Origin of the sequence: Bacillus sp. SA1-12, from assembly GCF_000981385.1 — a bacterium.
Lineage (GTDB): Bacteria > Bacillota > Bacilli > Bacillales > Bacillaceae > Metabacillus.
In genome coordinates this window covers 36376-51436 of sequence record NZ_LATZ01000132.1, presented here as the reverse complement: position 1 = coordinate 51436, position 15061 = coordinate 36376, and the positions used below count along the sequence as shown (strand labels likewise).

Annotated in this window: 13 protein-coding genes and 2 pseudogenes; 12 read left to right on the top strand and 3 right to left on the bottom strand. The window is 36.7% G+C overall.

Annotation, left to right across the window (positions count from 1 at the left end):
* The first annotated feature begins 320 nt into the window (after positions 1-320).
* Entirely contained in the window at positions 321-1517 is a 1197-nt protein-coding gene (locus WQ54_RS28885; RefSeq protein WP_046589880.1) for a class I SAM-dependent rRNA methyltransferase, read from the top strand.
* A 180-nt stretch (positions 1518-1697) separates the two neighbouring features.
* On the opposite strand, the gene WQ54_RS34455 is transcribed toward WQ54_RS28885, so the two are convergent.
* Both WQ54_RS34455 and WQ54_RS28875 read right to left on the bottom strand, forming a co-directional pair.
* Positions 1698-2264, bottom strand: coding sequence for a cyclophilin-like fold protein (locus WQ54_RS34455; RefSeq protein ID WP_084822374.1), 567 nt, complete (start codon positions 2262-2264; stop codon positions 1698-1700).
* A gap of 166 nt (positions 2265-2430) precedes the next feature.
* Positions 2431-3177 (bottom strand): annotated as a pseudogene (locus tag WQ54_RS28875) (SDR family oxidoreductase).
* Between the two features lie 380 nt (positions 3178-3557).
* On the opposite strand from WQ54_RS28875, the gene WQ54_RS28870 reads away from it, so the two are divergent.
* From WQ54_RS28870 to WQ54_RS28840, 9 genes and pseudogenes are all read left to right on the top strand, one after another.
* Positions 3558-3923 (top strand): hypothetical protein, encoded by a 366-nt coding sequence (locus tag WQ54_RS28870; RefSeq protein WP_046589878.1) that lies wholly within the window; start codon positions 3558-3560, stop codon positions 3921-3923.
* Positions 3920-4096: a DnaB-like helicase N-terminal domain-containing protein gene (locus tag WQ54_RS35050; RefSeq protein WP_231597687.1), complete on the top strand. Its 177-nt coding sequence runs from the start codon at positions 3920-3922 to the stop codon at positions 4094-4096. Before WQ54_RS28870 ends, WQ54_RS35050 begins: the two co-directional genes overlap by 4 nt.
* 198 nt (positions 4097-4294) lie before the next feature.
* Positions 4295-5154 (top strand): annotated as a pseudogene (locus WQ54_RS35770) (DnaB-like helicase C-terminal domain-containing protein).
* 79 nt (positions 5155-5233) lie between these two features.
* Entirely contained in the window at positions 5234-5395 is a 162-nt protein-coding gene (locus WQ54_RS35035) for a hypothetical protein (RefSeq protein WP_231597683.1), read from the top strand.
* Between the two features lie 44 nt (positions 5396-5439).
* Positions 5440-5664, top strand: a complete 225-nt coding sequence (locus WQ54_RS35030) for a hypothetical protein (RefSeq protein WP_231597682.1) — start codon at positions 5440-5442, stop codon at positions 5662-5664.
* Between the two features lie 458 nt (positions 5665-6122).
* A complete protein-coding gene (locus tag WQ54_RS28855) occupies positions 6123-6617 on the top strand; it encodes a MarR family winged helix-turn-helix transcriptional regulator (protein ID WP_052738033.1) in 495 nt (164 codons plus the stop codon).
* 215 nt (positions 6618-6832) lie between these two features.
* Positions 6833-7288: a CBS domain-containing protein gene (locus tag WQ54_RS28850; RefSeq protein ID WP_046589876.1), complete on the top strand. Its 456-nt coding sequence runs from the start codon at positions 6833-6835 to the stop codon at positions 7286-7288.
* Positions 7289-7590: 302 nt separating this feature from the next.
* On the top strand, positions 7591-8316 hold the full coding sequence (locus WQ54_RS28845; protein WP_231597681.1) for a GTP pyrophosphokinase family protein: 726 nt from the start codon (positions 7591-7593) through the stop codon (positions 8314-8316).
* A gap of 878 nt (positions 8317-9194) precedes the next feature.
* Positions 9195-10982, top strand: coding sequence for an alpha-galactosidase (locus WQ54_RS28840; protein ID WP_052738032.1), 1788 nt, complete (start codon positions 9195-9197; stop codon positions 10980-10982).
* 531 nt (positions 10983-11513) lie between these two features.
* Here WQ54_RS28840 and WQ54_RS28835 read toward each other — a convergent pair.
* Complete coding sequence (locus WQ54_RS28835; RefSeq protein ID WP_046589872.1) at positions 11514-12275, bottom strand: LamB/YcsF family protein; 762 nt, start codon at positions 12273-12275, stop codon at positions 11514-11516.
* Between the two features lie 439 nt (positions 12276-12714).
* On the opposite strand from WQ54_RS28835, the gene pxpB reads away from it, so the two are divergent.
* Positions 12715-13476 carry a 5-oxoprolinase subunit PxpB gene (pxpB, locus tag WQ54_RS28830; protein ID WP_046589870.1) on the top strand — a complete coding sequence of 254 codons (762 nt, stop codon included), beginning with the start codon at positions 12715-12717 and terminating at the stop codon, positions 13474-13476.
* Complete coding sequence (locus WQ54_RS28825) at positions 13473-14492, top strand: biotin-dependent carboxyltransferase family protein (protein WP_046589868.1); 1020 nt, start codon at positions 13473-13475, stop codon at positions 14490-14492. Before pxpB ends, WQ54_RS28825 begins: the two co-directional genes overlap by 4 nt.
* Positions 14493-15061 lie beyond the last annotated feature (569 nt).

The following is a 15061-nucleotide window of genomic DNA, read 5'->3' as shown; positions in this document are numbered from 1 at the left end:
AAGGCAAAGTAACTACTCAAATTAACGTTTGGGCAATTAATACTGCGATAAACAATATTGGACATGTTGTTCTAGAGAAGAAAATATCTTGTTTAAATAATTTGTGAGCTAACAGGTAGCTTTTCTTCAAGAAGAATCATACGATCCTATATGATCTTCCGCAATCGGGTCCAGAATGTTGAAGAAGAAATTCAAATTATATGCTATAGTTATTGAACAGTTTACTATTAAGCATAGTGAACCAATTAAATGCGAAAAATTAGATCTCTTCACTCCACCTTTTATTAAAAGGGGATAAAAAATAGTAATAGGATGATAAGATGAAAAAAGAAGTCACTTTAAAGGTAAAGGGCAAGTTTGTAAATAAATATAAAAGTGGTTATCCGCTCATATCGAAGGAAGCTATACTTAACTTGGACGAATCTGTTGAGGAAGGAACCTTTATCCGACTCGTTGATGAAAAGAATAAATTCATAGCAAAAGGCTATTTTGGCAAACAAAATAAGGGGTATGGATGGGTTTTTAGCAGAAGCGAGAATGAACAGATTGACCAAAGATTTTTTATGAATAAAATGAAGGACGCGATCAAATATAGAGAGGATTTTTTTAATAGCGTAGATACTAATGCATTCAGAGTAGTAAACGGCGAAGGCGATGGGTTGGGCGGATTAACCATTGATTATTTTGATGGCTACTATTTAATCAGCTGGTACAGCAAAGGAATTTACCGCTTTCGGGATTATATTATAAATGCGCTTAAAGAATTGACTCACTTTAAAGCCGTTTATCAAAAGAAAAGATTTGATGATAACGGGAAATATATTGAAGAAGATGATTTTGTAACGGGAGAAAGAGGAACATTTCCGCTTATCGTGAAAGAAAATGGAGAGAATTTTGCTGTATACTTAAATGAAAATGCGATGGTTGGTGTATTTTTAGATCAAAGAGATGTACGAAGAAAAATCCGGGATGTATATGCGAACGGAAAGGATGTACTAAACACCTTTTCTTATACAGGCGCGTTTTCAGTGTTTGCTGCCCTAGGAGGAGCAGTTAAAACGACAAGTGTAGATTTAGCAAATAGAAGCTTAAGCAAGACCATAGAGCAGTTTCGGTTGAACGGGATAGATATTGAATCACAGGATATAATTGTTGAAGATGTATTCCATTATTTTAAATATGCTGTAAAAAAACAGCTAAGCTTTGACCTGGTTATACTTGATCCCCCGAGCTTCGCAAGGTCAAAAAAGATGGTATTTAGCGCTGAAAAGGACTATAAAAATCTTTTAAAGGAAGCCATTGCTATTACAAAAGATGAGGGGATCATTGTAGCATCTACCAATTCAAGCTCTTTTAATATGAATAAATTTAAAAGTTTTATTGATCTTGCATTTAGAGAATCAAACAGAAGATATCAACTAGTTGACGAATTCTCCCTTCCAAAAGACTTTAAATCAATAAAAGAATTCCCAGAAGGCAACTATCTTAAGGTTGTGTTTATAAAGAATTTACCATAAGAAACAAAAACCACTTCCTATAAAACATAAGGGAGTGGTTTTTTGTGTTGTTATCATTTGCTTACAAGTTTTTATAGATGACAAATGTCTCAAGAACACTATTAGAGCAGGTAGTATTAACACTAAACCATTAAGAATCGAAGCATTATTAAATCATATGGTAGAAAGTCTATTCTGTTTTTAAATTTTTTCAATTGTAACTGTAAAATCGCCATCCATACTTTTTAACTTTTCTACACCAGATTCAATCTTGCCTAATTTAATAAGTCCATTTGAATACCCGAAATCTTTATAAAAGATGGCTAAATTCCCCCAGGGAGAATAATAAGTGAAATCTCCAACTGAGGGATTACTGCCAGATGGAGCTTCTTCTGTAGATAATTTTTTTGGTAGGTAATTAATTTTTTCGGTTCCAGCATAATCTTCTAAGGTTATTGTTAATGGGAGTAATGTCATAAAATCCCTGCTTGTTGGATTATCAAACATTTTTACAATAACTTCTTCGTTGTTAAACGTTAATTTTATTCTTATATCTTCCAATGTATCTGGACCCCCACTATCAATAGTAGAACCTTCACTAATCTCGTTGTTTGATTTATCAGATGGAACAATTTGTTCACCACTTTGATTCGTATCAAGATGATCATCGCTACTGACGTTGTTACCATTTTGATTGTTACCGCAAGCTGTTAGAAACGTTGAAGCGGCCAAAATAAACAATATTATCCACTTAAATTTTATTCTCATCCAAAAGCCTCCTGATATATTTTAATCATGAATGAAAGCAAACAAGTAAACCAGCAAATTATTTTAAAAAATTGCCCCAACAAGCTATGAGGCAATTTTTTAATTAGAAAATATTATGGGGATTTTCTGGCAGGGCGAATCCTTTTTTCATTAATCGCAAAATCAATTAGATAACTTGTTTTGTTGGACGAATCAAGATTTCACTTACCGCAACAGTATCAGGTGTACTAATCGCACAAGCTAATGCATCTGCGATATCGCTTGATTTCAAAGAAAAACCTTCTCCTGAATCCATAAGGTTCTTTACCCATTCTCGATCTTCATGAGTATTAATTGTTGTATAAAGTTCAGCACTTACAGCACCTGGTGAAATGATCGTTGAACGAATATTATTTTCTCTTTCTTCCTGGCGCAATCCCTCCATAAAACCCTCTAACTGTAAACTTTGTCCCAGAGTATACAGCAGACCCTGGATAAACAACATGTTCAGCTACTGAATCAGTGGAAATAATGTGACCAGACTGTTGTTTCTTCATAATAGGTAATACAGCAGCAATTCCATTTAAAACACCCATTATGTTAATATTCACCATTTGACGCTATTCATCAAAGCGAGTTTCTGAAAGCGGCGCAGTGGGCATAACTCCAGCATTGTTGTAGAGTACATTTACACGACCATATTTTTCAACTGCCAGATCGACAACGGCCTGTACTTCCTCTTTATTCGATACATCGGCAACAGCATATGGTATTTCAGCATTTGGCAATGATTCACTAAGAGCTTTCAAGCGATCTTCACGCGAGCAGCAATCACTAATTTTGCTCCTTCTTGCGCAAGTTTCTTGGTAGTTGCTTCACCTATTCCACTTGAGGCACCCATAATAATAACAACTTTATCTTGGATAGACATCATAAATCACACCCTCTCTTAATTTTGTTTTTTACTATATTTGTATAATGTTGAACAATGATTTTAACTTAACAAAAATCATCACTGATTGATTAATCACCATATGTTTACAATTTTAAATAAAAACTAGATGCATTCAATGGTTAAATTACCGCAAATAGTTGATTATTCAACATATCAATCTAAATTGTTGAATATCTTTAGGAATTTTAGTGAATTAGCAAAGACAAAGGAGAAAATGATCGTGGGGAACAGTAGAGAAGGGAGGGGCAAAAGTGGTTTGCTCCACTATGTTTTTTATGTGGCGAAATAATTGTAATAAAAAGTTATGGTTGTAGGTCGAAAAATGAAAATGCGGGATAACTGAAAGGTAGGGATTAAAAATGGAAAATTATAGAGTGGTACATACTGATTTTTGGAAAGATCCGATTGTATCGAAGGAGATGAACATTGAGGAAAAGTATTTTTACATTTATCTTCTTACGAATCCAAATACAACTAAGAATGGGGTCTATCCAATGACGAAGGAACAAATGGCGCTTGATTTAGGTTATTCGGTTATAACTGTTCAATCGTTAATCGAACGTTTCACCCGGCATCACAAGTTAATTAGGTACAATCCTGAAACAAGTGAACTTGTCATTAAAAACCGGGGGAAATATATCCATCATAATGACGAAGAACCTGTTATAGATGGTTATCATTCAAAATTAAAAGATTTTCATCTTACGACATGTGAAGAGTCATGAGTATTGTGGAAAAAGCGTTCTTAGGAAGTTTAATGAAGGCAGAGTACCTTCTTAAAGATACCGTCATTCAGCCTGAACAACTGGAAAGTACACGGCATAAAGAAATAATGCGCAGGATGGTGGAATTAAACCAAACGGGAAAGAGTATTGATTTGATCTCATTAACAACCTGACCTGACCTCGACTCATTAGGTGGAATGTCATACCTTTCATAGGTGTTATCGTTTGCAGACGTTGAGAAATTTGAAGGATTTGAGAAGCTTATTCTTGATCAATGGAAAGAACGGGAAAAGAGAAACATTTTAATAGTAGCAGCCAATTATGATTGGGAGATTCCTAAGGTAATAGGTGAATTAGATAAAATAAACCAAATGAGGACGGATGATCACACCTCCTTACAACAAGCATTGGCAAATATCTATGAGGCACCTTGGGAAGAACAAAAAATCCTGCAAAGTGCAACAACGGGTATCAAAAGGCTTGACGAGGTGACAGGTGGCTTTCAGGATGGGGAAGTGACGATTATAGCAGCAAGGCCATCGATGGGAAAAACCGACGTCATGCTTCATTTTGCTAAAATGTCGGGATGGGCAGGTTTTCTGCCGCTCGTCTTTTCCTTGGAAATGCCTGAAAGGTCGATTACCACTCGGTTAATTGCATCGATAGGAGGCTTTAACCGTACAAAAATGCGGGATCCGAAAAGAATGTTAAGTGAAGAGCAAAAGAATAAATGGTCGGATGTGATCCATTATCTCAACGAAACTCATATGCACATTTTTGATGGGGCTGGACAAACAATTGCTGAGATGAGAGCGAAAACACGAAATTTGATGAATCAGTATCCAACCAAAAAACCGATCATTTTTATTGATTACTTAACACTCATTCAGCCTAGTCAATTATACGGAGGGAATACCCATTCAAAAGTAACTGAAATATCCAAATCAATCAAAACAATGGCAAAGGATTTTCATTGTTCAGTTATTGTTTAGCGCAGCTAAATCGATCGGTGGAAGCAAGAGTCAATAAACGGCCGATGATGTCAGATATTCGCGAATCCGGTTGTGTTGAACAAGACGCCGATGTCATTTTGTTCTTGTACCGTGAAGCATATTATGACAAGGAAACTCAGGATCAATCCCTTGAAATCATTGTCTCGAAAAACCGAAATGGCCCTGTTGGAATCATTAAAGTGAATTACAACGAGTATACAGGAAAGATTGAAGAGTAAAAGGAACAGCGTCTAACCTCTGAATAACCATTGAGGAAGATGATAGACATGAAAAATTCTCATATCGAGGTGATATTACGTGATTGTAGAAGATCTTTACCTGGATTCAATCCGCTTTGAAGAATCCACATTGGCTCATTACATTCATCATTTACTAACAGAAGAGAAAATTTCATTGGATGACAACATATCCAAAATAGATCTTGATCAAGCAGATCATCAGAAGGTAGCGAAACACTGATTGAGAACAATGTATTAGGTTTTCATAAGGTTGGCATCTATTCATTGAAGATGAATCAGAATGATTTTGTCTTTATTTTTGCTAGCAGCGAGCAAGAGGCCAGCAAATTCTATACGGATACATTTCATCAAGCTCCATTGAACTGTCATGAATCATCACTGGATTTTGAGCTTACAAGAGGAAATAAGGTGATTTCATTTCGTGACATGAAGAAAGAATTCATGAGTTTTCCGGCTATAGCTGGGTATTTTAAGAGAATGGGAACTTAAGTGAAAAATAATAATATAGATTTGGGATAAGCTAAAATATGTTTTTTGGTTTATAGATTTCATACCGAACACAGGTGTCTTTTTAGTTTTGGAAAACGAGGAATACACCTACAACTAGGAGTGCCTACAAACCAACAGTTGGTATGGGTGTGGTAAATAAATTTTTGAATTTAAACCAAGCGGAAAAAAGGGTCAGTCCCCCGTTGCTTTTTCAACTGGGGATTAACCTCTTTCCATTACAAAATAATTCTGAGATCAATTTCTATCTACGCGCGAATTAATACACATTTTTTGATTTTATGTGTTATATCACTATAGAAAAATAATTGATAATTGAGTAGGAAAGTATAACTCATATACAATCTAACTCTAACACGTTGGTCAGATATAGTCATCTTGACAAAAAATAATACGGCGCCATATAATTAGGTTACTTATTATTTTGAGAAGGTGATTCATTGAACGAGTATGTAAATCCAAATATAAAGAAAAACCTGCCTTTTTGGGATCATCACTTTGACGTATTAATTCAATTATTGGGAGTGTCACGTGAGTTGGAACATGAGCTGACTTCCAAGTTATCGTATTTTGAACTGTCCAATGGAAAATTAAAAGTTCTAATATCTATACTAAACAATGAACGCCCTCTTAACCCTTCAGAGTTAGCTAATGAGGCAAGAGTAACACGGTCCACCATGACGGGGTTACTTGATGGTCTGGAAAAGGATGGATTTATTAGAAGGAGCATTCTCGATGACCGGAGAAAAACAGCCATTTATTTAACGGAAAAAGGAAATAGCGTCTTGAATACATTAATGCCCCTTTATAAGGGTCATATGACGAAGATTTTCTCCAAGACAACCGAAGAAGAGCAACAGCTTTTGGTGAATCTGCTAGTAAAAATTAAAGATGGCTTACATGAGGCAAAAGAACAAAATAATTTTCCCGTATGATGTTGCGGATTGCATGAAAAAAGTGTCATGCATCCGTCTAAATAGATAGTTAGGTGCCTTATTAATTGATTGGTTTAGTTCAACTTTTTTCATCAGATTTAATGTAGATATCTTAGAAATACTAGAATAATGTGTTTTTTACGCATATAGTTAGGCGCCGTATTATCTTTAGGGTGAAATGATGGACGATATTATTTCTTGTTAGGAGAATCTTTATGAAAGCATATGAAATCATGAATAAACAAGTCTATAAAGTAAAGGAAAACGATACCGTCCGAACTGTCATTGAGATATTCATTAAATACTATATCAGCGGGCTCCCTATTGTAAATGACAGAAACGAAATTATAGCGTATATAAGCGACGGGGATATTATGCGGTATATCGGGAAGCATGAGGATCGATTTTTTAATACGTTTAACTATAGTTTCTTTATTCAAGGGGATGATGAAGTATTTGACGAAAGAATACAAAGATTGCTTAATAAAAATGTTCTTGAAATCGCGAAAAGAAAAGTGATCAAGGTTTCATGGAATGAAGAATTAGAAAATATTGCAGCCATCTTAGGAAAAAAACAAATTAAAAAACTGCCGGTAGAACGTAACGGAGTGTTGGTTGGAATCATTAGCCGCGGAGATGTCATTCGACATTCATTTAAAGCCATAATGTAACATCGCATTGGGCAAAATAAAATTAAAGGGATCTAAGAGAATATTGAATCGTAATCTGTGTATCAGTTCGAATATAGATTTTAATTTATGTAAGAAACAGTCTTTTTTAGCTGTATTCAACTTCATAATTTTTTGCTACTTATAAGTCTTACATTCTCATAGTTGAAGAGCAGACATTCCTTCGAAGGGATGGTGTCTCTTTTAATATCGATTCGTTAAAAGATGGTTTTTAGTATTCAAAAAGAAACATGTAACCAAAAGGAGAAATTTTATAAATGGACAAATTAACCCAGCAGCATAGAATGAAGCTTAGGGATATTAGAAACGAATTAAAAAGGTTTTCATTGATTTATAAATTTGCGCTGGATGAAATGAATACCAAAATAAATATTCTAAAAGAAGAATTTCTTTACATCCATGAATACAATCCAATTGAACATTGTAATTCAAGACTAAAATCACCTGAGAGTATTTTAAAAAAGCTGCACAGGAAGAACATTAGTTTTTCCTTGGAATCCATTAAAGAGAATATTAAAGACATTGCGGGTATTCGGATTGTTTGTCCCTTTATTACGGATGTTTATAAAATAAGTCAGATGATTGAAAAACAAAAGGATATAGAGGTAGTTAAACGGAAGGATTATATAAAGAATCAAAAACCGAACGGTTATCAAAGTCTCCATTTAATAATAAAAATCCCTGTTTTTATGTCTGACAAAGTCGAAATGGTGTTTGTGGAACTTCAAATACGTACAATTGCGATGGATTTTTGGGCAAGTTTGGAGCATAAAATATACTATAAATATGACAAGGAAATACCTGAGAGGATTAAAAAAGATTTAAAAGATGCAGCACTTTCTGCTTCTGAGTTAGATTTTAAAATGGAGAAAATTAATAATGAAGTAGCTACTCTCAAAAAGGAGGAAGATATAAAAGAAGACATTTTTAATTTCGATGAAACACTAAATATTTCTGCAACTATATTACAGTCAATGATTCATGATAAATATCGCGATGGTTTAAAATAATGTTCTACCAAAAATAAAGAAGTTTTGTTGTTAAGTTTTGAGAAGGCAGGAAGCACATACAGTATTAACTTTTATGTTGCCCTTAAAAAGGCGGCATTTTTTTATACCAAACATTAAAGTGTATACATAAAGGGACATTTGGATTAGAGTACATCCCGTTTTTCTTGTTATTAAAAGAGTGGTAGCAATTTTCTAAAAATAATGTCTTAGGAAAATGTAGAGTATAAAATGATTTTCGTTTTCTTTAGTATTTAGAGGCGTCTGTCACAGCAATCAATTTAGAATCAATTCCATTATTGCGAATGTTGACAACGATTTATCTCCAAAATAAAATGAAGTTATTGGTTCTAAGACAAAACGATCTATCCTTAAAAACTTGTACTCTCAATACATCGGCGACATGAGAATCAGGGTTAATTCAGACCAAAGGAACAATAACTAATAGTCTTGCAATCTACTTTCCACTACATTGAAAAAACCGCACATGAATTCTAGAGTTAAAGAATGCGTAATTTCTATTTTATGTTGATCATCATACTTCTATCCATGCTTCCTTGATTGAACTAATCAATAAAAATGCTGGATCATGCTGAGAATGATTAAATAAGTTATCTAACTTAATGTAAGCGTATTCGCTATACGTTAGCAGGGCGGATTTACCGCTATGAATTTTATTGACTTTTTTACCGGAACAAGACCGATCATACAGATCGATCAATTTGTCAAAAAGTGAAAGTAAATGAGTGGCGACAAAGTAATGGGAGAAGAGAGCCAGAGATATGATGAAATGAAAAAGTAATTCATACGATAAGTAGGGTATAAGTGAATCCGGTGACTCACTTATACCCTGCCTTTTTGTAGGAAGAAAGGAAGATAACATGTTATCGATAACAGAACTGAAGCATGCCGGTACAGAAGTTAGATTAGTAAACACTTCAGACCAATTACTTGATTTAACGAAAGAATGGAAGAATAACGTCTGTACAACCACTCTGAAGAATCAAACAGACCAGCCAGTAAAGGTAAAAGAGGTTGTGCTTTTCAAAAAAAATTTTGAATCAGCTCCTGTGCAAATGGTCTATGGCGAAGGCTACAACATGCTTTCGCAATACAAAGGGGATCTTTCATCCCTTCAACCTCTAGGAAAATATAGCGATCGGGATCATTATAAAATTCCGCAAAAAGAAGGGTTTCAGACAGTATATAACCTAGCTGTTCTAACGCTCAAGGATTCCAGTCACGTTCTTCTGGGCTTCTCTTCGTGCCACCGGTTTAATGGAGAATTCCGCATGAATGAAAGCTCTTTTGAAATTGTACTTGATACAGAAGAGTTAACGCTTGAACCGAAGCAAGAATGGGAGCTGGAGGAGTTCGTTTTTGCCACCGGACATGACCGGGAAGCGCTATTCGATCAATTGGCAGAACGAATCCAAATAAACCACCCGAAGCTTGTGACTGCTGAGATTCCAACGGGCTGGTGTTCCTGGTACTGTTATGGTCCAAATATCACTGAACAAGATATTTCCGACAACATGGATGCGATCAGCCAGCATGTTCCTGATTTACACTATATTCAAATTGATGACGGATACCAAGCCTATATGGGGGACTGGCTTATTCCTGCGCCAAACTTTTCCAGTAACATTCAATCCTTGTGCGCGCGTATAAAGGAGAAGGGCTTTGAACCAGCAATTTGGGTTGCGCCGTTCATTGCCGAAGAAAAATCGAAACTGTTTCAGGAGCATCCAGATTGGTTTGTAAAAGATGAAACCGGGAAGCCGCTTCTATCAAGTAAAGTATCTTTCGGGGGATGGCGCCGTGGTCCTTGGTATATGCTGGATGGCTCACATCCCCAAGCCCAGCAGTACTTATATGATGTATTCCGAACAATACGTGAAGAATGGGGATGCAAGTATTTCAAGCTGGATGCCAATATGTGGGGTGCGATGCATGGAGGACATTTTTACGATTCCAATGTGACGAGAGTAGAGGCTTACCGCAGAGGAATGAAAGCCATATTAGATGGTGCAGGAGAAGATAGTTTTCTGCTCGGTTGTAATGCACCGATGTGGCCGTCTTTAGGTACCGTTCACGGGATGCGGGTCACGAATGATATCTCAAGAAAATGGACTACTATTTCTTTACTTGCTGAACAATGCTTCTTCCGCAATTGGCAGCATAATCGTCTTTGGGTGAATGATCCGGATTGTGTTGTTTTGAAAAATTCCAGTACGAAACTTATCGAGCCAGATGGAAAGCAACGCATTAAAAATCAATCAAATGTCCGTAACGAGGAGTTTCTTTTCCATGCCACTTATATTGTGGCTTCAGGCGGAATGGTGCTGTCAGGAGATAAGGTAACTGAACTCTCCAAAGAGAATAATGGCAGGCTAAAAAAATGCCTGGAGCAAAGGTACATGGCAGCCAGATTTGAAAGCGCTGACTTCCGAATAGGGCGAATAGAAACAGCGAATGCCACTCTCGTTTGTTTGTTTAACTGGGGTGAAGAGCCTGCGACGTATGAAGTGGATTTACCGGGGAAATGTAAGCTAAGCAATTATTGGACGGATGAGGATTTAGGAATTCATGATACGAAATTCCTTGCAGAAAACATAGAACCGCATGGAGCGCTATTATTGAAAGTAGATAAAATGTTGTCTTGCTAATGCATGGTTTCGGTACAATCAGCCGTCTGGGAAAAGCAATTCTAATCGGTAACGATCGTAAAGTGGAATCACTTTTTGAGTGTCCAACCATGAAATTAAGCTAAATAAAGAATAATACCCTACCATTGAGCTTAGCTCGATGATAGGGTGGATTTTTGCTTATATAGCTGATTAACTTGAAGGGGGATCTAGCTATTGAGTGACTGTTTGTTGTTCGCACCAAATAGTCTTTTTCGAAATTGTTTTAAGCTGTTCCATTTTCTGATAAAGATCCGATAAGTCTCGCTTTATCCCCTCTTAACGGTCAGTATAGCTAATATTAAGATTCAATGAAGTATAGTTGTAGTTAACTGTTCGTAAAGATTCGATAAGTCTCGCTACCCATAAGTGGATGGATGAAGAAAACCCCTCACTTATGGAAGTCTCGCTTTATCCCCTCTTAACGGTCAGTAAACCTAATTATAAGATTCAATGAAGCAAAGAAGTATATAGTTTTAGTTTACCGCCCGTAAAGATCCGATAAGTCTCGCTTTATTTACTAAAGGCTTTTATTGTTATTTCAGAGGTTTCAAGCGTTTCACGAATTTGCCGGGCGAATGTTAGTGCTTCAGGGCTATCTCCGTGTATGCAAACAGTATGCGCTTTGACTGAAATATCGGCACCTTCCTGTGTAAGAACCTTACCTTCCTTTATCATACGGACAACCTGAGAGAGTGCTAGTTCATTTTTATGGATGAGTGCGTCAGGATGTGTTCGCGGCGTTAACGAGCCATCTGACTGATAGGTACGATCAGCAAATACTTCTTGTGCAGTTTGCAGCCCGATTTTTTCTCCAGCGTGTATTAACTCACTGCCTGCAAGGCCAAAAAGAATGAGATGCGGGTCAATTTTAAAAACAGCTTCCGCAATTGCTTCTGCTAGTTCTCTGTTTTTTGCAGCCATATTATACAAGGCACCATGCGGTTTTACATGCTGCATTCTTTCACCTTCTGCTTTAATAAATCCATAAAGAGCTCCAATTTGGTAGATGACGATGTCGTAGGCCTCCTGAGGAGAAATGCTGATGTTCCGCCGGCCAAAGCCCATTAAGTCAGGAAGTCCCGGATGAGCGCCGATCTTAACTCCCTTCAAAAGAGCAAGACAAACCGTTTTACGCATGACGGATGGATCCCCTGCATGAAAACCGCAGGCGATGTTTGCTGATGTAACAAAATCTAGAATCTCATCATCCATTCCCAGCTTATAAACGCCAAAACTTTCTCCTAAATCGCAATTTAAATCAATCTGATACAACAAAAACTTCTCCTTTCGATCTATTGAAAAGTTGATTAATTATACTAAACACCGTGTTGGACAATATAATGATTACAATAAAAAGGGGATATTAATAGACAGATTAAGTGTATTTATCACCTATTGCTTTAAAAAGTAAGGAAAACCCTAAGAATGATCGGCAGGTTAGAGTCGATTTATTAATCTGAATGTAGAGATAATTGATAGAATTCGGAATTAAGGAACAGTTGTTTCGAATAATAGCATAAAATGAACATATTGTACATCAATCATCTATTCGTGAGAGCAGGCCAGAAAATAGGTAAGACGTAACCGTTCAATATTTGCATGATGCATTTTAGCGAATAATTCTTGTCTTTTTATTTTTTGATAATTAAAATAATTTTATATATCCTATCAATAAAACGATAGTTCCAAAATACGGAAAAGAGGTGATGGAATGCTTCATACCATTTTCGATGGAAAAACAAATATAGAATTCAAACCTATGGGGGATTCCTCAATCAGTGTCCAATTTGGAACGGAAATTCATCCTGCGATACACCGAAAAGTGAAAGCGTTCGTTGATCATCTTGAAAAAGAATCCTTTACTGGTTATATTGAATGTGTTCCTGCCTTTACAAGTGTGACTGTTTTTTATCATACATTGCGGGTTTATCAAAACTACGACAAAGATAAGATTCCAGTAGAGAAGAATATGTCACCTTATAAAATTGTTTGCGCAATCCTCAACGAGATAATAAAGAATCTTGAAGAGAGTCAAGAGTCTATGCAGCGCGTGGTCGAAATACCTGTCTGTTATGGAGGGGAGTTTGGTCCCGATTTAGAGGCTGTTGCAGATTATCATCATCTATCAACAAGTGACGTTGTGGATATTCACTCGAAAGAAGAATATCTTGTATATATGTTAGGTTTTGCCCCAGGATTTCCTTATCTGGGCGGGATGTCAGAAAAAATTGCGACACCTCGTCGGCATTCTCCACGTTTATCAATACCTGTAGGATCAGTCGGGATTGCAGGTATGCAGACAGGTGTTTATCCGATTTCAACTCCTGGCGGCTGGCAATTAATTGGCCGAACACCACTTGAACTTTTTTGTCCAAATGAACATCCTCCTACACTTCTCCAATCAGGTGACATTGTCAAGTTCGTGCCTATTTCTCTTGAAGAATATCAAGCTTACAAGGAGAAGACGCTATGAGCATAAAAGTGATTCGTCCTGGTTTACATGCCAGTATTCAAGATTTAGGAAGGTATGGCTTTCAAAAATACGGGGTCATTGTTAGTGGTGCAATGGACACGTTCTCTCTCCGAATTGCCAATTTGCTTGTTGGGAACGAAGAGGGCGAGGCTGCTGTGGAAGTCACCTTAATGGGGACTTCATTCATATTTGAGGAGGACTGCTTAATTTCGGTTACTGGGGGTGACTTATCGCCTGCCATTGATGGCGAAGCTGTCCCGCAATGGCGACCTGTCTATATAAAAAAAGGGAGTGTTCTTCAATTTAAAGCATGCAAGTCAGGCTGCCGTTCGTATCTAGCCGTTTCAGGCGGCTTTGCGATTCCAGAAGTGATGAACAGCAAAAGTACCTATTTAAGGGGAGGAATCGGCGGTTATAAAGGGAGAGTTTTACAAAAAGGGGATAGGTTACACAGTCATCCAATCCCGCAAAATATGAATGCCCTTTTTCAACACTTGAAAAGGAAATGTCAATCCCGTTCATTTCTTGTAACTACTTGGTTTGTCAATGCAGTGCCTTTTAAGAAGTTGAAACAAGCACCAATGATTCGTGTCATCCTTGGAGGAGAGTTCGATCGGTTCACACAAGCGAGCCAATCACAATTTTTTTCTCAAGAGTTTCAAATCACACCAAAATCCGACCGTATGGGGTACCGAATCTCAGGTCCTATATTAGAGCTAAAAGAATCATTCGACCTCATTTCTGAGGCTGTTTCCCATGGAACCATTCAAGTACCCCAGGATGGAAATCCAATTATCCTGCTCGCAGATCGGCAGACAACTGGGGGTTATCCAAGAATAGCCAATGTCGTATCAGTTGATCTTCCTGTCATTGCACAATTAAAACCTGGTGAAACCATTCGTTTTATGGAAATTACACTAGAAGAGGCAGAGCAGCTCTACTTAAAAGAGGAAAAAAGAATGGAAGAATTGAAGGTTAGCATTTTATTTAAAATGGAAAAGGAATCTCCAGTTTAAGTGAGAAGTAAGTGGGATAAACGATCCTAAATTTGACCGAAAAAAAGGGGATTGCTGACTATCCAATCGTCATGGCCGAATTTAAAACATCAAGTATTGCAATGTTGAATAGATCGTAAAGTTAATTGAATCCTTTGCTGCTATGCAGAGGATTTTTTGTTTGTCGATAAAAAGGGATTCCAGCAGTTGGTTAGATTTAAGTGAGAAGCACGATTTCATCTATAAGACAATTATTCGTTTTTATAACGGTTTGTTAACGGAAGTTAACAGTCTATTTACAATTAAGTGAATTTCTGTTGGTTCGACATATTTTTAAGAATCACTTGTTATAATGGCATTGATTTAGAAGGAAAGGAGCTGACTACTAAATAGAAATATTTGTAAACGCTTTAATTTTTGCGGATTTAACTATTTGCCTAGTGTTTTTAGGATCAGCATGAAGCAGCAAGCATCCTCACCACTTTACAAAAAGGGATTTGGCTTCATTTCTGAAAAATCCCAGTTAATACGATAAGAGGAGGAATCATGATGGAGATATTCCTTGATATTTTTACATATCTATCGGGTAC

Coding starts and splice junctions, on each gene's coding strand:
- WQ54_RS28885 (WP_046589880.1), top strand. CDS start 321: ATGAAAAAAGAAGTCACTTTAAAGGTAAAGGGCAAGTTTGTAAATAAA.
- WQ54_RS34455 (WP_084822374.1), bottom strand. CDS start 2,264: ATGAGAATAAAATTTAAGTGGATAATATTGTTTATTTTGGCCGCTTCA.
- WQ54_RS28870 (WP_046589878.1), top strand. CDS start 3,558: ATGGAAAATTATAGAGTGGTACATACTGATTTTTGGAAAGATCCGATT.
- WQ54_RS35050 (WP_231597687.1), top strand. CDS start 3,920: ATGAGTATTGTGGAAAAAGCGTTCTTAGGAAGTTTAATGAAGGCAGAG.
- WQ54_RS28850 (WP_046589876.1), top strand. CDS start 6,833: ATGAAAGCATATGAAATCATGAATAAACAAGTCTATAAAGTAAAGGAA.
- WQ54_RS28845 (WP_231597681.1), top strand. CDS start 7,591: ATGAAGCTTAGGGATATTAGAAACGAATTAAAAAGGTTTTCATTGATT.
- WQ54_RS28840 (WP_052738032.1), top strand. CDS start 9,195: ATGTTATCGATAACAGAACTGAAGCATGCCGGTACAGAAGTTAGATTA.
- pxpB (WP_046589870.1), top strand. CDS start 12,715: ATGCTTCATACCATTTTCGATGGAAAAACAAATATAGAATTCAAACCT.
- WQ54_RS28825 (WP_046589868.1), top strand. CDS start 13,473: ATGAGCATAAAAGTGATTCGTCCTGGTTTACATGCCAGTATTCAAGAT.